16 protein-coding genes, 1 tRNA gene and 1 rRNA gene are annotated in these 17,104 nt (G+C 71.6%); 15 read left to right on the forward strand and 3 right to left on the reverse strand.

Features of this window, described 5'->3' with window-relative positions; translation table 11 throughout:
* Positions 1-478: 478 nt before the first annotated feature.
* From ACGFIS_RS31480 to ACGFIS_RS31490, 3 genes are all read left to right on the forward strand, one after another.
* A complete protein-coding gene (locus ACGFIS_RS31480) occupies positions 479-2,095 on the forward strand; it encodes an ABC-F family ATP-binding cassette domain-containing protein (RefSeq protein ID WP_392912909.1) in 1,617 nt (538 codons plus the stop codon).
* Between the two features lie 68 nt (positions 2,096-2,163).
* Positions 2,164-2,898: a hypothetical protein gene (locus ACGFIS_RS31485; protein WP_392912908.1), complete on the forward strand. Its 735-nt coding sequence runs from the start codon at positions 2,164-2,166 to the stop codon at positions 2,896-2,898.
* 145 nt (positions 2,899-3,043) lie between these two features.
* Positions 3,044-3,182: transfer RNA gene (locus tag ACGFIS_RS31490), tRNA-OTHER, on the forward strand.
* Positions 3,183-3,360: 178 nt separating this feature from the next.
* Here ACGFIS_RS31490 and ACGFIS_RS31495 read toward each other — a convergent pair.
* The 3 genes from ACGFIS_RS31495 to ACGFIS_RS31505 are packed head-to-tail and all read right to left on the reverse strand — an operon-like array spanning position 3,361 to position 4,492.
* Complete coding sequence (locus tag ACGFIS_RS31495; protein WP_392912907.1) at positions 3,361-3,834, reverse strand: hypothetical protein; 474 nt, start codon at positions 3,832-3,834, stop codon at positions 3,361-3,363.
* A 32-nt stretch (positions 3,835-3,866) separates the two neighbouring features.
* Positions 3,867-3,998, reverse strand: coding sequence for a hypothetical protein (locus tag ACGFIS_RS31500; protein WP_392912906.1), 132 nt, complete (start codon positions 3,996-3,998; stop codon positions 3,867-3,869).
* Positions 3,995-4,492, reverse strand: coding sequence for a MarR family winged helix-turn-helix transcriptional regulator (locus tag ACGFIS_RS31505; RefSeq protein WP_392912905.1), 498 nt, complete (start codon positions 4,490-4,492; stop codon positions 3,995-3,997). The genes ACGFIS_RS31500 and ACGFIS_RS31505 overlap by 4 nt, the downstream gene beginning before the upstream one ends.
* A 180-nt stretch (positions 4,493-4,672) precedes the next feature.
* Here ACGFIS_RS31505 and ACGFIS_RS31510 point away from each other — a divergent pair, with 180 nt between their 5' ends.
* The 12 genes from ACGFIS_RS31510 to ACGFIS_RS31565 form a co-directional block, all read left to right on the forward strand.
* Positions 4,673-5,572, forward strand: coding sequence for a lytic murein transglycosylase (locus ACGFIS_RS31510; protein WP_392912904.1), 900 nt, complete (start codon positions 4,673-4,675; stop codon positions 5,570-5,572).
* 117 nt (positions 5,573-5,689) lie between these two features.
* Positions 5,690-6,718 carry an N-acetyl-gamma-glutamyl-phosphate reductase gene (argC, locus tag ACGFIS_RS31515; RefSeq protein WP_392912981.1) on the forward strand — a complete coding sequence of 343 codons (1,029 nt, stop codon included), beginning with the start codon at positions 5,690-5,692 and terminating at the stop codon, positions 6,716-6,718.
* Positions 6,715-7,872 (forward strand): bifunctional glutamate N-acetyltransferase/amino-acid acetyltransferase ArgJ, encoded by a 1,158-nt coding sequence (argJ, locus tag ACGFIS_RS31520; protein ID WP_392912903.1) that lies wholly within the window; start codon positions 6,715-6,717, stop codon positions 7,870-7,872. Before argC ends, argJ begins: the two co-directional genes overlap by 4 nt.
* Before the next feature lie 23 nt (positions 7,873-7,895).
* Positions 7,896-8,807: an acetylglutamate kinase gene (gene argB / locus ACGFIS_RS31525; RefSeq protein ID WP_392912980.1), complete on the forward strand. Its 912-nt coding sequence runs from the start codon at positions 7,896-7,898 to the stop codon at positions 8,805-8,807.
* Positions 8,804-10,009, forward strand: coding sequence for an acetylornithine transaminase (locus ACGFIS_RS31530; protein ID WP_392973403.1), 1,206 nt, complete (start codon positions 8,804-8,806; stop codon positions 10,007-10,009). Before argB ends, ACGFIS_RS31530 begins: the two co-directional genes overlap by 4 nt.
* A gap of 11 nt (positions 10,010-10,020) precedes the next feature.
* The gene (gene argF, locus ACGFIS_RS31535) at positions 10,021-10,938 is read left to right on the forward strand and encodes an ornithine carbamoyltransferase (RefSeq protein ID WP_392912900.1); all 918 of its coding nucleotides are present in this window, start codon (positions 10,021-10,023) and stop codon (positions 10,936-10,938) included.
* An 8-nt stretch (positions 10,939-10,946) separates the two neighbouring features.
* Entirely contained in the window at positions 10,947-11,450 is a 504-nt protein-coding gene (locus ACGFIS_RS31540) for an arginine repressor (protein ID WP_392912979.1), read from the forward strand.
* A gap of 71 nt (positions 11,451-11,521) precedes the next feature.
* Positions 11,522-12,718: an argininosuccinate synthase gene (locus tag ACGFIS_RS31545; protein WP_392912899.1), complete on the forward strand. Its 1,197-nt coding sequence runs from the start codon at positions 11,522-11,524 to the stop codon at positions 12,716-12,718.
* Positions 12,719-12,878: 160 nt separating this feature from the next.
* Positions 12,879-14,297, forward strand: coding sequence for an argininosuccinate lyase (gene argH / locus ACGFIS_RS31550; RefSeq protein WP_392912897.1), 1,419 nt, complete (start codon positions 12,879-12,881; stop codon positions 14,295-14,297).
* Positions 14,298-14,367: 70 nt separating this feature from the next.
* On the forward strand, positions 14,368-15,003 hold the full coding sequence (locus ACGFIS_RS31555) for a DNA-3-methyladenine glycosylase (RefSeq protein ID WP_392912896.1): 636 nt from the start codon (positions 14,368-14,370) through the stop codon (positions 15,001-15,003).
* A gap of 129 nt (positions 15,004-15,132) precedes the next feature.
* The gene (gene tyrS, locus ACGFIS_RS31560) at positions 15,133-16,410 is read left to right on the forward strand and encodes a tyrosine--tRNA ligase (RefSeq protein WP_392912895.1); all 1,278 of its coding nucleotides are present in this window, start codon (positions 15,133-15,135) and stop codon (positions 16,408-16,410) included.
* A gap of 619 nt (positions 16,411-17,029) precedes the next feature.
* Positions 17,030-17,104: ribosomal RNA gene (locus ACGFIS_RS31565) — 16S ribosomal RNA — on the forward strand; the annotation flags it as partial.

A 17,104-nucleotide genomic window follows, 5' to 3' on the forward strand; every position in this document is an offset into this window, starting at 1 on the left:
ACCCCCGCGGGCGTGGGGTGTCGGGCGGGGCGCGCCGGGGCGTGGGCGGCTCCGCCCCCCGCCCGCGGGGCGCACCCCCGCCGCCCCGCAGGGCCGCGGGGGCCCCCCCCCCCCCGCCCCGCCCCGCCCCCACGTCCGTGTCTCAGCCCGCGTGGTCGAGGCGTCCGCCGCGGCGGACGGCGGACACGAGCCGGATGCCGGGCGGCCCGGGGGTGAGTCCACCGGGAAATCTCTTAACGCTACTTGTGTTGCGATAGTGGATCGGGTAGTCTCGACCGCGTCACATCGCCGCCCGGCAGGGGAGTCCATTGAGGATCTGAGGTCCGACACCGCGCAGTGGCCGTCCACCGGCCCGCGTACGTGACCTCAGTGTGGGCTCTCATCCCGCCGGGCTTTCTCGTGCCCGTCGGCGCGTTGCGCGTTCCCGCGGTGTCTCCATGTGTTCCGCACCTGCTCATCACCCATGGAGGCCACCTTTATGTCTTCTGCCATCGTGTGTTCGGACCTGTCGTTCGCATGGGCCGACGGCACCGTCGTCCTGGACGGCTTGGACGCCGCGTTCGGTACCCGCCGGACCGGGCTGATCGGCGTCAACGGCTCCGGCAAGTCCACCCTCCTGAAGATTATCGCCGGGGAGCTGCGTCCCGGATCGGGGACCGTGAGCGTCGAGGGGGAGATCGGCCACCTGCCGCAGAACCTCGTCCTCGACGGCGCGGCCACGGTCTCGGACCTGCTCGGCATCAGCGGGACCCGCGCCGCTCTGCACGCCATCGAGCGCGGCGAGGCCACCGAGGAGAACTTCACCGCCGTCGGTGACGGCTGGGACGTCGAGGAACGCGCCCGCGCCGAGCTCGACCGCCTCGGCCTCGACCACCTCGGCCTGGACCGCGCCGTCCCGGCGCTGTCGGGCGGCGAGGCGGTGATGGTCGGGCTCGCGGCGCGGTTCCTCGCCCGCCCGGACGTCCTGCTGCTGGACGAGCCGACCAACAACCTCGACCTGGACGCGCGGCACCGCCTGTACGACGCGGTGGAGTCCTGGACGGGCGTGCTGGTCGTCGTCAGCCACGACCGGGAGTTGCTCGACCGCGTCGATGAGATCGCCGACCTGCGCGACGGCGCGATCCGGTCGTTCGGCGGCGGCCTGTCCGCCTACGAGGAGCTGCTCGCGGTGGAGAGGGAGGCCGCGCAGCGGACGGTCCGGGCCGCCGAGACCGACCTGCGGCGGCAGAAACGCGAACTGGAGGAGGCGCACGTCAAGCTCGCCCGCCGCAAGCGCTACGGCAACAAGATGTACGAGCAGAAGCGCGAGCCGAAGATCATCATGGGGGCGCGCAAGCGGCAGGCGCAGGAGTCCGCGGGCAAGCACCGCATCATGCACGAAGAGCGCCTCGCCGACGCACGCACCCGCCTCACCGACGCGGAGGAGGCGGTCCGCGAGGACGCCGGGATCCGGATCGAACTGCCCGCCACGCGGGTGCCGGCCGGGCGGACGGTCGCGGCCGTGACCGGCCTCGCCGCACCGGAACCGGAGCCCGCCACCCTGACGGAGCTCATCGTCCGGGGACCGGAGCGGATCGCGCTGACCGGCCCGAACGGGTCGGGCAAGACCACCCTGCTCCGGGCGCTCACCGGCGACCGCGTCCCGGACGGAGCGGTCGTCAGGATCGGTGTGGACGGGGTCCGGTACCTGCCGCAGCGGCTCGACGTCCTCGACGAGGACCTGAGCGTGCTCGGCAACGTCCGGGCCGCCGCGCCATCCGCCCCGGTGAACGACGTCCGGGCCGGGCTGGCGCGGTTCCTGTTCCGCGGCGCGCGCGCCGAGCAGCGGGCCGGGACGCTGTCGGGCGGCGAGCGGTTCCGCGCCGTGCTGGCGTCGCTGCTGCTCGCCGAGCCGGCCCCGCAGCTTCTGATGCTGGACGAGCCGACGAACAACCTCGACATCGCGAGCGCCGCGCAGCTCGCCCAGGCTCTCGCGGCCTACGAGGGCGCGCTCATCGTGGTCAGCCACGACGTGCCGTTCCTGCGCACGCTCGACATGACCCGGTGGCTGCGCATGGACCGCACCACGGGCCTGACCGAGGTCGACCCGATGTAAGGAAAATGCGGTGATATCGCGATCAGTTGCCTGTTACCGTCATGCTCGCATCGAGGGGAGTGAACGGGGTGCCGACGAAGCTCAATCAGATCATCGCGGTCGAGAAGGGCGTGAAGAGCAAGTCCTTCCAGGACCTGACCGCCGCGCATCATTCGGTCCAGAAGGCTCCGCTTCTGTCGGGGATCTCGCGGACCTACCAGCCGAAGGACGAGGAGGGAGAGCAGCTGCCGGCCGAGTCCACCCGGGTCCAGGTCCAGGTCGACGACGTCCTGCGGGACGTGACGGGCTCGCTGACGCGGCTGTTCGACGTCACCGCCACCAAGGACTGGGCCAACTGCACCGCCCGCGCCGACGTGACGGTGGACGGCACGACGCTCCTGCGCGACGTGCCGGTCTCCTACCTGCTCTTCCTGGAGAAGCAGCTCAAGGACCTGCACACCTTCGTCAAGAAGCTGCCGGTGCTGGACGCCGCCGAGACGTGGACGTTCGACCCGTCCACCGACGTGTGGCGGACCGAGGCCGTCCGCACCGTGAAGACCAAGAAGGTCCCGCGCAACCATGTGAAGGCGGAGGCGACCGAGAACCACCCCGCCCAGGTGGAGGTGTACTACGAGGACATCGCCGTCGGCACGTGGACGACGGTGAAGTTCTCCGGCGCGCTCCCGGCCAGGCGGGTCAACGAGCTGCTCGGCCGCGTGGAGAGGCTGCAGGACGCGGTCAAGTTCGCCCGCGAGGAGGCCAACGGGACCGAGGTCACCGACCAGCGTGTCGGCGAGGCGGTCTTCGGCTACCTGTTCGCCTGACCGGACGGGACCGTCCGGCACAACTCAATAGGATCCCCCCGCCGTGGCGCGGGGGGTGCGCGAGGAGCGCAAGCTGAAGCTGAAGCCGAAGCTGATCAGGGTGAGCGTCAGTGCGGGTTCGAATCCCGCCCCCGGCACGCGTGCCGGGGTGGCCCAACCGGTAGAGGCAGCCGCCCGCTCAAACTCAGATTCTCGCTCCAGACTCAGCATTCACCGCCGATCGCCGGATCACACGGACGTGGACGGAAACCGTCGAGATGCCGGTTCGAGTCCGGCTCGCCCCGCTCATGGGGCGATGGCGTAATGGAAACGCGCGACGGTCTGAGACTGATCCGCGTCCATCCATGTGCCGGCGTGCGAATTGGGCGGTAACCCAGGGGCCCGGGGGATGGCAAAACCCCCGGGCTCCGCTCCTTCTCAGGTCGGGAAGCGCTAGGTCGGGAAGGACCGGGTCGGGAAGCGCTAGGGCAGGACGCGCTTGGTGAAGGTGCGGGTCGCGGCCCACGTCAGCAGGACCGTCCCGCCGACGATGGCCAGCAGGAACGCCCACACCGGCATGTGCGCGAACGTCGGCCCGCCGGTACCGCCGGCCATCGCGCCGCCGCCGAGCTTCGGCAGGACGTAGGCGAACACGAAGACGAACATGACCGGCTGCACCAGCACCCGGACGAACGTCGACAGGAAGTTCTTGCGCATGACCCGTGCTTCGCGCGCCATCATCGCGGCGAACGTTCGGGGGAGTGTCGCGCGCGCCGGGGGCGGCGGGGCGAGCACGGCGGGGGCGGCCCTGGAGCCGATCGTGACCAGCTCGCCGAGCAGCCCGTCGGGTTCGGCGGCGAACACGCGCACCTGGCCGTCGTTGATCTCGACCTTGCTGATGCCGGCCCGGTCGGCGAGGGCCCGGATCCGCTCCGGGACCGCGGCGTCGTAGGCCACGGTGATGACCGTGTCGGCGCCCGCGCCGGCCTTCAGCTGGTCCCGCCGCGCGGGACGTCCAGGTCGATGCCCTGGACGGCGGGCACCTCGGGGCGCGGCCCGGAGGCGGGATAGGTCTTCTCCAGCCCGACCGTGCGAACGGCGGCTTCCGGGGGTTCGGTCATGCGCCGTCTCCCTCCGCTTCCTCTTCGTGGGGGTGGGTCTCGAACTGCTTGATCAGGTTGAGCAGGAACCTGCGGACGGCCGCCTCGTCGCCCTCGTCCACGACGTCGTAGAGCCGGGCCAGGTCCTTGCCGATGGGCTGGGACTTCTCGGCGAGCAGCCGCCGGCCGGAGTCGGTGATGCGCAGCATCACGCCGCGCCGGTCCCGGTAGGAGCGCTCACGCCTGACGTGTCCGTTGCGCTCCAGCGTGTCGGCCACCGAGGTGACGGTCGCCGGGGTGACGAGGAGCCGCTTGGCGACCTCTCCGGGACGCATCCCGTCCTCGACGATGAGCAGCCGCAGCAGGAAGAACCCGGTCGGGCTGATGCCGTGCCTCTCGATGATCCGCCACACGGCGGGGCCGGACAGCCGTGAGGCCAGGCCGAACAGCCGGCCGATCGGCCACTCCTCCATGGACGGGAAGGCCTTCAGGTCATGGAAGCCGAGGTTCTCCATGGCGAGGATGTTAGATGGCCGATGGTTAGAGAGCAAATCTTTAGGCATCTAAATACCTGTGATCCATGATGTCAATGTAAGTTGACAGAGGGAATGTCAACCTTGGTTGACGGTCCCTCGTCCTCGAGCCGGGTGTTGACCGCCGTCCCCGGGATGGGCATCGTCGCCTGAATGATCTGGATGTCGAAACGGCGATCCGGCGCCCTGGCCGCCGCCCTGGTCCTGGCCGCCGCCGGATGCGGCGGAGGAGGAGACGGCGGGCGCGAGCGGACGCCCGCGCCGCGAGGCGCGTCCCCGTCGGCATCGCCCCTTCCCGAGCCCAACGGCACGCTCGCGAAGGACCCGCGGGGGCTGGCCGAGGACCTGAACCGGACGCACCGGGCCCTCGGCCCCGCCGTGGACGAGTGGCTGCGCGGCGACCCGCGCCGGACCGGGCCGCCCGCCGCGGTCGTCCACCTGGCCCTGCGGCAGCAGCGGCTCTACCGGGTGCTGGCCAAGGACCGCGGCCTCGAACGGCGTACGGTGGCGCGGCTGCCGGAGGCGGTCGCCGGTCAAACGCGCGACGACGTGACGGCCGTCCGCAAACTGCTCGAGCTGGCGAAGCCGGCGGACGACCTCGGCAAGTTCCGCACCGAGGAGCCGCCGCCGGCCGGTGTGCTGCTGAAGCACTTCGAGGACGCCGGGAAGCGGTTCGGCGTCGACTGGCAGGTCCTGGCCGCGATCATGCTGGTGGAGACGAAGTACGGGCGGGTGAGGTCGCCGAGCTGGGCGGGTGCGCAGGGGCCCATGCAGTTCATGCCCGCCACCTGGCGGCAGTACGGGATGGACGGCGACATCCGCGACCCGCGCGACGCGGTGATGGGCGCCGCCAACTACCTGAAGTCCTCCGGTGCACCGGACGATTACCGGCAGGCGCTCCACGCCTACAACCCGACCCCGCTCTACGTCGAGGCGGTGCAGCGGCACGCGCGCCGGATGAGGGAGGACCCGCGCGCCTACTACGCCTACTACAACTGGCAGGTCTTCGTGGTGACCACCCGCGGCGACGTCCGCATCACGGGCCCCGGCGCCCGCCGCTGACCCGGTCGTCCCGGTACGGCACTCGTCTCAGCAGGTGGGAAGAGGGGGTGCCAGTGTTGAATAGAAATCCGACCTCATGCATACTCTTGCCTATTGCTTCCGAAGGGCAGAGTGGACATGGGAATCCGGACGGCGGTCGCCGGCGCCAGCGGTTACGCGGGCGGCGAGCTGCTGCGCATCCTCGCGGGACATCCAGAGTTCGAGATCGGCGCGCTGACGGCGGGCTCCAACGCGGGCACCGAACTGGGCGCGCACCAGCCCCACCTGCGATCTCTGGCCGGGCGCGTCCTGGCCGAGACCACCCCCGCCGCGCTCGCCGGCCACGACGTCGTGTTCCTGGCGCTGCCGCACGGCAGATCCGCGGAGATCGCCGAGCAGATCGGCGAGGACGTGCTGGTCATCGACTGCGGCGCCGACCACCGGCTCACCGACCCGGCCCACTGGGAGAAGTTCTACGGGACGCCCCACGCGGGCACCTGGCCCTACGGGCTCCCCGAACTGCCCGGGCAGCGGGACGTGCTGCGCTCCGCCAAGCGCGTCGCCGTCCCCGGCTGCTACCCGACGGCGGTCACCCTCGCGCTGTTCCCGGCGTTCGCCGCCGGGCTCGCCGAACCCGACGCCGTCGTGGTCGCCGCGTCCGGCACCTCCGGCGCCGGCCGGGCACTCAAACCGCACCTGCTGGGCAGCGAGGTCATGGGCTCGGTCTCCGCGTACGCCGCCGGCGGCGCGCATAGGCATACACCCGAGATGATCCAGAACCTGAGCGCGGTCGCGGGAGAGCCGGTCACGGTGTCGTTCACCCCGACGCTCGCGCCGATGAGCCGCGGCATCCTCGCCACCTGCACGGCCAAGGCCCGCCCCGGCGTGACCGCCGCGGCCGTGCGCGCCGCCTATGACGAGGCGTACGCGGGCGAGCCGTTCCTCGGGCTGCTGCCCGAGGGCCGGTGGCCCGCCACGTCCATGACCCTCGGCGCGAACACCGTCCTCGTCCAGGCCGTCCTCGACGAGGACGCCGGGCGCATCGTCGTGGTCGCGGCCGTCGACAACCTCGCCAAGGGAACCGCGGGCGGAGCGGTGCAGAGCGCCAACATCGCCCTCGGCCTCCCGGAAGAACTCGGGCTCACCACGATCGGAGTGTCCCCTTGAGCGTCACCGCCCCCCGGGGCTTCCGCGCCGCCGGCGTCGTCGCCGGACTCAAGGACAGCGGGAACCGCGACCTGGCCCTCGTCGTCAACGACGGGCCGTCGCGCGCCGCGGCCGGCGTCTTCACCCGCAACCGCGTGAAGGCCGCGCCCGTCCTGTGGTCGGAGCAGGTGCTCAAAGGCGGCCGCGTCCACGCCGTCGTGCTGAACGCCGGCGGCGCCAACGCCTGCACCGGCGCCCCCGGATTCCAGGACGCCCACGCCACCGCCGAGAAGGTCGCCGGGCTCCTGGACGACTCGGCCGGCGAGGTGGCGGTCTGCTCCACCGGCCTCATCGGCGAGCGGCTTCCGATGGACCTGCTGCTGCCCGGCGTCGACAAGGCCGCCGCCGAACTGTCGCGCGGGGACGGCGGCCTCGCCGCCGCCGACGCGATCCGCACCACCGACACCGTCGCCAAGATCTCCTTCCGGCAGGGCGCCGGCGGCTACATGATCGGCGCGATGGCGAAGGGCGCCGGCATGCTCGCCCCGTCCCTGGCCACCATGCTCTGCGTCATCACCACCGACGCCGACCTGCCCGCGGAGACGCTGGACCGGGCACTGCGGGCGGCCACCTCGGTCACCCTCGACCGGCTCGACTCCGACGGCTGCATGTCCACCAACGACACCGTCCTGCTGCTGGCCTCCGGCGCCGCCGGGACCACCCCGGACGAGGAGGAGTTCACCGCTCTGCTCACCGACGTGTGCGGCGACCTCACCCGGCAGCTCCTCGTGGACGCCGAGGGCGCGTCCAAGGCCATCGCGATCGAGGTCGTCGGCGCCGCGTCCGGCGGCGACGCGGTCACCGTCGGACGCTCCATCGCCCGCAACAACCTGCTCAAGTGCGCCATCCACGGCGAGGACCCGAACTGGGGCCGGGTGCTGGCGGCGGCCGGCACCACCGACGCGGTGTTCGAGCCGGACCACCTCAACGTCGCGATCAACGGCGTGTGGGTGTGCCGGAACGGCTCGGTCGGCGACGACCGCGACAAGGTCGACCTGCGCCCCCGCGACGTGACGATCACCGTCGACCTCGCGGCGGGCCCGCACAGCGCGACCGTCTGGACGACCGACCTCACGGCCGACTACGTCCACGAGAACTCGGCGTACTCGACATGAGCGCCATCACCTCCGGCGCGGAGATGCGCCAGAACAGGGCCGGCGTCCTGTCCAAGGCCGAGACGCTGATCAAGGCGCTGCCGTGGCTGGAGCGGTTCCACGGCAAGACCGTCGTGATCAAGTACGGCGGGCACGCGATGACGGACGAAGCGCTGCGGCACTCGTTCGCCGAGGACATCGTGTTCCTGCGCTACGCCGGGCTGAAGCCGGTGATCGTGCACGGCGGCGGCCCGCAGATCAACGCGGCGCTGGCCCGCAACGGCATCGACTCGACGTTCACCGCCGGGCTGCGGGTGACCACGCCGGAGGCCATGGAGGTCGTCCGGATGGTGCTGACCGGCCAGGTTCAGCGGGACGTCGTCGGGCTGATCAACCGGCACGGGCCGTTCGCGGTCGGCATGTCCGGCGAGGACGCGAACCTGTTCACCGCCGAGCGCAAGCACGCGGTGGTGGACGGCGCGCCCGTCGACATCGGCCAGGTCGGCGAGATCGTCGAGGTGCAGGTCGGCGCCGTCCGCGCGCTGCTGGACGACGGCCGGGTCCCGGTGATCTCCAGCATCGCGCGCGGCGACGGGGGCGAGGTCTACAACGTCAACGCCGACACGGCCGCCGCCGCGCTGGCCGTCGCGCTGGACGCGGCGAAACTGGTCGTGCTGACCGACGTCGAGGGCCTGTACGCCGACTGGCCCGGCAGCGACGACGTGATCGACAGCCTCACCACCGATGAGCTGGCCGTACTTTTGCCGGAGCTGTCGGCGGGGATGGTCCCCAAGATGGAGGCGTGCCTGACGGCCGTGCGCGGCGGCGTCCCGCAGGCCCACGTCCTGGACGGCCGCGTCCTGCACTCGCTGCTGCTGGAGATCTTCACCGACGAAGGGATCGGAACGATGGTGCTGCCGAGCCTCCCGGGCGCCCCCGCGGAGGAGGCGTCATGACCGGTGCCGAGCTCAGGGAGCGGTTCGAGGCCGCGTTCATGCCGAACTACGGCGTCCCGCCGGTGGCGCTGGCGCGCGGTGAGGGCTGCCGGGTGTGGGACGCCGACGGCCGCGAGTACCTCGACCTGATCGCCGGGATCGCGGTCACCTCGCTCGGGCACGGCCACCCCGCCCTCGTCGAGGCGGTGTCGGCGCAGGTCGCGACGCTGGCGCATTCGTCCAACCTGTTCCTGCACGAACCGGAGGTGCTGCTCGCCGAGCGGCTGCTGGAGCTGCTGGGCGGCGACGGCAGGGTGTTCCTCGCCAACAGCGGCACCGAGGCCAACGAGTGCGCGCTCAAACTCGCCATCAAGTACGGCAAGGCGAACGGGCGGCCGTACGTCGTCGCGGCGGAGAACGGCTTCCACGGCCGGACCCTGGGGGCGCTGTCCCTGACGGGCAAGGCGTCGATCCGGGAGCCGTTCGGCCCGTTCGGGATCGACGTCCGGTTCGTCCCCTACGGTGACGCCGCTGCTCTGAAGGACGCGGTGGACGAGGACTGCGCGGCGGTCTTCCTGGAGCCCACGCAGGGCGAGGCCGGGGTCGTCCCGCCGCCGGACGGGTACTTCGCCGCCGTCCGCGAGATCTGCGACGCCACGGGCGCGCTGTTCGTCGCCGACGAGATCCAGTCCGCGATCGGCAGGACCGGCACGTGGTTCGCGTTCGAGCACGAGAACGCCAGACCGGACGTGATCACGCTCGCCAAGGGCCTCGGCGGGGGCCTGCCGATCGGCGCGTGCGTCGCGTTCGGCCCGCACGGCGCCCTGTTCGCGAAGGGCGACCACGGCAGCACGTTCGGAGGGAACCCCGTCGGCGCCGCCGCCGCCCTCGCCGTCCTCACCACGATCGAGAAGGACGGCCTGCTCGCCAACGCGATCGCGGTGGGGGAGACCCTCACCGCCGGCCTCGACGCCATCGACCATCCGCTGCTCGCCGGGGTGCGGGGCCGCGGGCTCTGGCGGGGCGTCGTCCTCACCGGGCCGCACGCCCCCGCCGCGGAGGCCGCCGCCCGCGACGCCGGCTTCCTCGTCAACGCGCTCCAGCCGGACGCGCTGCGGATCGCGCCGCCGCTCATCCTCACCGCCGGGCAGGCGCGGTCGTTCACCGCCGCGTTCCCCGCGATCCTCGACGCCGCCTCCCCGGGACAGGGGGACCGACCATGACGGAGCCGGCCATGACAAGGCACTTCCTGCGCGACGACGACCTCACTCCCGCCGAGCAGGCCGAGGTCCTCGACCTGGCCGCCCGGGTCAAGAAGGACCGGTTCGGGTTCCGGCCCCTGGAGGGTCCGCGGTCCGTCGCGGTCCTGTTCGACAAGCCGTCCACCCGGACCCGGATCTCGTTCACCGTCGGCATCGCCGAACTGGGCGGCAACCCCCTCGTCATGGACGCGGGAACGAGCCAGCTCGGCCGCGGCGAGCCCATCGCCGACACCGCCCGCGTCCTGGAACGCCAGGTCGGCGCCATCGTGTGGCGGACGGCCGGGCAGCGGCGCATCGACGAGATGGCGGACGGCACCACCGTCCCCGTCGTCAACGCCCTCACCGACGAGTTCCACCCCTGCCAGGTCCTCGCCGACCTGCAGACCGTCCGGGAGGCCAAGGGCGGCCTCGCGGGCGCCGCCCTCGCCTACTTCGGCGACGGCGCCAACAACATGGCCCACTCCTACCTCCTCGGCGGCGCGACCGCCGGGATGCACGTCCGGATCGGCGCCCCGGCGTCCCTGCCTCCCGACCCGGCCGTCGTCGCCCGCGCCACCGAGATCGCCGCCTCGACCGGCGGGTCCGTGACCGTCACCGACGACGCCGGCGAGGCCGCCGCCGGGGCCGACGTCCTCGCCACCGACACCTGGGTGTCGATGGGGCAGGACGGCAAGGACACCTCGCTCTACGAGCCGTACGCCGTGACCGAGGACCTGCTCGCCCTCGCCGCCGCCGACGCGATCGTCCTGCACTGCCTGCCCGCCTACCGCGGCAAGGAGATCGCCGCGTCCGTCCTCGACGGGCCGCGGAGCCGGGTGTGGGACGAGGCGGAGAACCGGCTGCACGCCCAGAAGGCGCTGCTCGTCTGGCTGCTGGAGCGGTCCCGGTGACGACCCCCATGACCAAGGCCGCCCGGCACGCCCGGGTGATCGAGCTGCTGACGCGGCACCCCGTCCACTCGCAGGGCGAGCTCGCCAAGCTCCTCGCGGACGAGGGCGTCGACGTCACCCAGGCCACGCTGTCGCGCGACCTGGTCGACATCGGCGCGGTGAAACTGCGCGCCGACGACGGCAGCCTGATCTACGCCGTCCCCGGAGAGGGCGGCGAGCGGATCCGGCGGGCCCGCACGGGCACCGCCGAGACCTTCACCGGACGGCTCTCCCGGCTCGCCGCGGAGCTGCTCGTCTCGGCCGAGGCGTCGGCCAACCTGGTCATGGTGCGGACCCCGCCGGGGGCCGCGCAGTACCTGGCCTCGGCGATCGACCACGCCGAATGGCCGACGATCCTCGGGACCGTCGCGGGCGACGACTCCATCCTCGTCATCGCCCGCGACCCGCACGGCGGGGACGGCGTCGCGGAGGCGCTCCTGCGGCTGACCAACGGACGCGAACGACGAAGCTAGGGCCGCCCGGCCCGGTCCCAGCCAGAACACCGAAACTTCACACACTCACACTTCGCACAGGAGACAAGACCATGAGCGAGCGCGTCGTACTCGCGTACTCCGGGGGCCTGGACACCTCCGTCGCCATCCCGTTCCTCGCCGAGCAGACCGGCGGGGAGGTCATCGCGGTGGCCGTCGACGTCGGCCAGGGCGGCGAGGACCTCGACACCATCCGCAAGCGGGCACTCGCCTGCGGCGCGGCCGAGGCCGTCGTCGTGGACGCCAAGGAGGAGTTCGCCGCGGACTTCTGCGTCCCCGCCATGCAGGCCAACGCCCTCTACATGGACCGCTACCCGCTGGTGTCCGCGCTGTCCCGGCCGCTGATCGTCAAGCACCTGGTGTCGGCCGCCCGCGAGTTCGGCGGCACCACCGTCTCGCACGGCTGCACCGGCAAGGGCAACGACCAGGTCCGCTTCGAGGCGGGCCTGTCCGCCCTCAACCCCGACCTGAAGGTCATCGCGCCCGCCCGCGACTTCGCCTGGACGCGGGACAAGGCGATCGCGTTCGCCGAGGACAAGGGCCTGCCCATCGACGTGTCCGCCAAGTCCCCGTACTCCATCGACCAGAACCTGTGGGGCCGGGCCGTCGAGACCGGGTTCCTGGAGGACATCTGGAACGGGCCCATCGAGGACGTCTACGACTACACCGCCGACCCCGCGGAGCCGCGCGAGGCCGACGAGGTCGTCATCACCTTCGCCGCCGGCGTGCCCGTCGCGCTCGACGGCCGCCCGCTCACCCCGTACCAGGTCATCGCCGAGCTGAACCGGCGCGCCGGCGCCCAGGGCGTCGGACGCATCGACATGGTCGAGGACCGGCTCGTCGGCATCAAGAGCCGCGAGGTCTACGAGGCGCCCGCCGGGATCGCGCTCATCGCCGCGCACATGGAACTGGAGAACGTCACCGTCGAACGCGACCTCGCCCGCTTCAAGCGGTCCGTCGACCAGCGGTGGGGCGAGCTCGTCTACGACGGCCTGTGGTTCTCGCCGCTGAAGGACTCCCTGGACGCGTTCATCGCCGACGCGCAGAAGCACGTGTCCGGCGACGTCCGGCTGACCCTGCACGGCGGCCGCGCCGTCGTCACCGGCCGGCGCAGCGACGCGTCCCTCTACAGCCACGACCTCGCCACCTACGACACCGGCGACACCTTCGACCAGAGTCTCGCCAAGGGCTTCGTCGAACTGTGGAGCCTCCCCAGCAAGATCGCCGCGAAGCGGGACCGGGACGTCTGAGGCGGCCCCGGCGACGGGACGCGGCAGTACCGTGGGGACGCCGCGTGTGTGGGGCCGTGTGTGTGGGACGCCGCGCACGCGGCGTCCCATGCCGTGCGCACACGTTCCGGCGTGGTGAGATGGAAGACGACGTTCAGCGGTGGGAAGAAAAGGAATCTCTGTGACCAAGGCACCGACACGGCTGTGGGGCGGCCGGTTCGAGGGCGGCCCGTCGGACGCGCTCGCGCGGCTCTCGGTGAGCGTCCAGTTCGACTGGCGGCTCGCCCCCTACGACCTGATGGGCTCGCGCGCGCACGCCCGCGTCCTCAACCGGGCGGGGCTGCTCACCGACGACGAGCTGACCCGCATGCTCGGTGCCCTGGACGACCTCGAGGAGGCGTGCCGGACCGGTGAGTTCCGTCCCGCCGTCGCCGACGAGGACGTCCATACCGCCCTCGAACGCGGCCTGCTGGAGCGGCTCGGCGCCCTCGGCGGCAAGCTGCGCGCCGGCCGCAGCCGCAACGACCAGGTCGCCACGGACCTGCGCCTCTACCTGCGCGACCACGCCCGCCAGATCGTCTCCCGCCTGGTGGAGCTGGAGACCGCGCTGATCGCGCAGGCCGAGCACAACCTCGGCGTCGCCGCGCCCGGCATGACCCACCTCCAGCACGCGCAGCCCGTGCTGTTCTCCCACCAGCTCCTCGCGCACGTCCAGCCCCTCACCCGCGACGTCGAGCGCCTCCGCGACTGGGACAAGCGCGCCGCGATCTCCCCGCTCGGCTCCGGCGCCCTCGCCGGCTCGTCCCTGCCGCTGGACCCGCAGGCCACCGCCGCCGAACTCGGCTTCGACGCCGCCGCGCCCAACTCCATGGACGCCGTCGCCGACCGCGACTTCGTCGCCGAGTTCCTCTTCGCCGCCGCGCTGATCGGCGTCCACCTGTCGCGCCTCGGCGAGGAGATCTGCCTCTGGGCGTCGCAGGAGTTCCGCTGGATCGAGATGGACGACACCTACGCCACCGGGTCGTCGATCATGCCGCAGAAGAAGAACCCCGACGTCGCCGAGCTGGCGCGCGGCAAGGCCGGCCGCCTCATCGGCCACCTCGTCGGTCTCCTCACCACCCTCAAGGGCCTGCCCCTCACCTACAACCGCGACCTGCAGGAGGACAAGGAGGGCGCGTTCGACGCCGTCGAGACGCTGCTGCTCGTCCTGCCCGCCATGTCCGGGCTGATCGCGACCATGCGGGTCAACACCGAGCGCCTGGAGGCCCTCGCACCGGACGGCTTCGCGCTCGCCACCGACCTCGCCGAACTCCTCGTCCGCCGCGGCGTGGCGTTCCGCGACGCCCACGAGGTCGTCGGGCACCTCGTCGTCTGGTGCCAGGTCAACGACAAGGACTTCGACGACCTGACCGACGAGGAACTCGGCAAGGTGTCGCCGCACCTGACGCCGGACGTCCGTGAAGTCCTCAACGTCAAGGGCGCCCTGGCGTCGCGGAAGGCGTACGGCGGCACCGCCCCCGAACGCGTCCGCGAGCAGATCGGCGCGCTGCGCACCCAGGTCGACGAGCACGCCGCCTGGGCCAGCGGCGCCGACTCCTGACCCGCCTACCGCTCCAGGGTGATCCACGGGTTCGGTCAAGGGCGGCCATGGGCCGCCATAAGGTGAGGCGATGAGCGGAGCGTTGCTGCCACGGGACTTCTTCGACCGCCCGGTCGACGAGGTGGCGCCCTCGCTTCTCGGGCAGGTGCTCAGGCACCGCACGCCCGAGGGCGAGGTCGCGGTCAGGCTCACCGAGGTCGAGGCGTACGCGGGCCCCTTGGACCCCGCGTCCCACGCCTACCGGGGGAAGACGGCGCGCAACGCCGTGATGTTCGGGCCGCCCGGCCACGTCTACGTCTACTTCACCTACGGCATGCATTTCTGCATGAACCTCGTGTGCGGGCCGGACGGGACGTCCATGGCGGTGCTGCTCCGCGCGGGCGAGATCATCGCGGGGGAGGAGACGGCGCGGGCCCGCCGCGCGCGCTCCACCGTCCGCGACCTGGCCCGGGGCCCCGCCCGCCTCTGCCAGGCGCTCGGCATCGCCCGCGAGCAGAACGGCCTCGACGTCTGCGCGCCCGGGGGGCCGCTGACCGTCCATCCGGGTGAACCCGCCGGCCGCGACCTCATCAGAACGGGTCCGCGCACCGGGGTGAGCGGCGCCAAGGAGGTCCCGTGGCGCTTCTGGCTCGACGGCGACCCCACCGTCTCCCCCTACCGGCCGCACGTCCCGCGGCAGCGGAAGAAGATCACCGCGGACGACTGAGCCGGCCGCGCGGCCCGGTCGTTCCCGCTCGCCGCCACCCGGGGCGGGCGTTGAATATCGTTGGCGTGACATATGCCCGCCGGGCAATCCGGTGGGCGAACGGACAGCAAGCCGGAGACGAGGGAGACCGTGACCGACATCCTGGACGATCTCGCGTGGCGCGGCCTGATCGCGCAGTCCACCGATCTGGACGAACTGCGGGCGCTGCTCGCCGCGGGACCGGTCACGCTCTATTGCGGTTTCGACCCGACGGCCCCTTCGCTGCACCTCGGCAACCTGATCCAGATCCTCGTGCTGCGGCGCTTCCAGCAGGCGGGGCACCGGCCCCTGGGACTCGTCGGCGGCGCCACCGGCCTCATCGGCGACCCGAGCGGCAAGAGCGCCGAACGCGTCCTGAACTCCGAGGAGACCGTCGCCGGCTGGGTCGAGCGGATCCGCGGCCAGGTGTCGAAGTTCCTCGACTTCGATGAGGGCCCGACGGGCGCGACGATGGTCAGCAACCTGGACTGGACCGGCCCCATGACGGCCATCGAGTTCCTGCGCGACGTCGGCAAGCACTTCCCCGTCAACCGGATGCTGGCCCGCGAGACGGTCAAGGCCCGTCTCGACAGCACCGGCATGAGCTACACCGAGTTCAGCTACGTCCTGCTCCAGTCGATGGACTTCCTGGAGCTGTACCGGCGGTACGGGTGCCGGCTGCAGACGGGCGGCAGCGACCAGTGGGGCAACCTGACCGCGGGCGCCGACCTGATCCGCCGCGTCGAGGGCGGCAGCGCGCACGCGCTGACCACACCGCTGCTCACCAAGGCGGACGGCTCCAAGTTCGGCAAGACCGCGGGCGGCGAGACCTACTGGCTCGACCCCGAGCTGACCTCGCCGTACGCGTTCTACCAGTTCTGGGTCAACGCCGACGACCGGGACGTGGAGAACTACCTCAAGGTCTTCAGCTTCCGTCCCCGGGAGGAGATCGAGGACCTGATCAAGCAGGGCGCCGACCGTCCCGCCGCCCGCGCCCCGCAGCGAGCGCTCGCCGAGGAGATGACCACGCTCCTCCACGGCGCGGACGAGACCGTCCGGGTCATGGCCGCCTCCCGCGCCCTGTTCGGTCAGGGCGCCCTTGAGGAGCTGGACGAACGGACCCTGCAGGCCGCGCTCGCCGAGGTGCCCCGCACGGAACTCCCTCCCGGGGAGCTGCCGACCGTGGTGGATCTTCTGGCGGCGTCCGGCCTGTGCAAGAGCAAGTCCGAGGCGCGCCGCGCGATCGCCCAGGGCGGCGCCTACCTCAACAACGCCAAGGTCGAGTCGGAGGACGCCGCACCGGCGGCCGCCGACCTCCTCCACGGCCGCTTCCTCGTCCTGCGACGCGGCAAGCGCAACGTGGGCGGCGTCGAAGTGACCGCGTCCTGAACCGCCGGCGACCGTCCGCCCGGGTCGTCCGGGTGGACGGTCGCCATGGCGAGGGCAAACTTCGGCAAATACACGTCACAGTGCGGTTACGAGGACGCATCCCCGGGCATGATTTGAGTCTTGAAAACCATGGCTGAACTGGGGTTTCGGGCTCGCCGAGGCCGATTTGACGCCCCGGGCGGCCGGATCTAATGTTCTACACGCCCCACAGGGGAGCGGGACGCCGGCAGGCGGCCTTGCCCCGAGGGGAACCCTCTACGAACCCATCGGGTGGACACCTGTCTCGCCTGAAATGGACGTATAGGGGCGAACCGCCCAAAGTTGGATGAACGGGACGGATCGGGTAGGCTGGAGTGGTTGCCCCGAGGCGGGACACGCGGAAGCGGGTCCGGCGCGGTGGGTGTCCGTTTCTTGAGAACTCAACAGCGTGTTAAAAGCCAGTGCCTTTATCGGTTCGGTCATTTTTGGCTGGGCCGCCCCGTGGCCGCCCCTTTTTTTGGGGTGGTGGGGATTTCTTTGAGGCAAAGAACCCTTTGGGTTCATTGCTGGGATTGTTTTCCAAGGTTTGGTCGGCCGGGTTGTGGGGGTTCGTCTCTGTTTTCTGGTTGGTCGTGTGGCCTTAATGGAGAGTTTGATCCTGGCTCAGGACGAACGCTGGCGGCGTGCTTAACACATGCAAGTCGAGCGGAAAGGC

Source organism: Spirillospora sp. NPDC048824 (genome assembly GCF_043198455.1).
GTDB lineage: Bacteria > Actinomycetota > Actinomycetes > Streptosporangiales > Streptosporangiaceae > Spirillospora.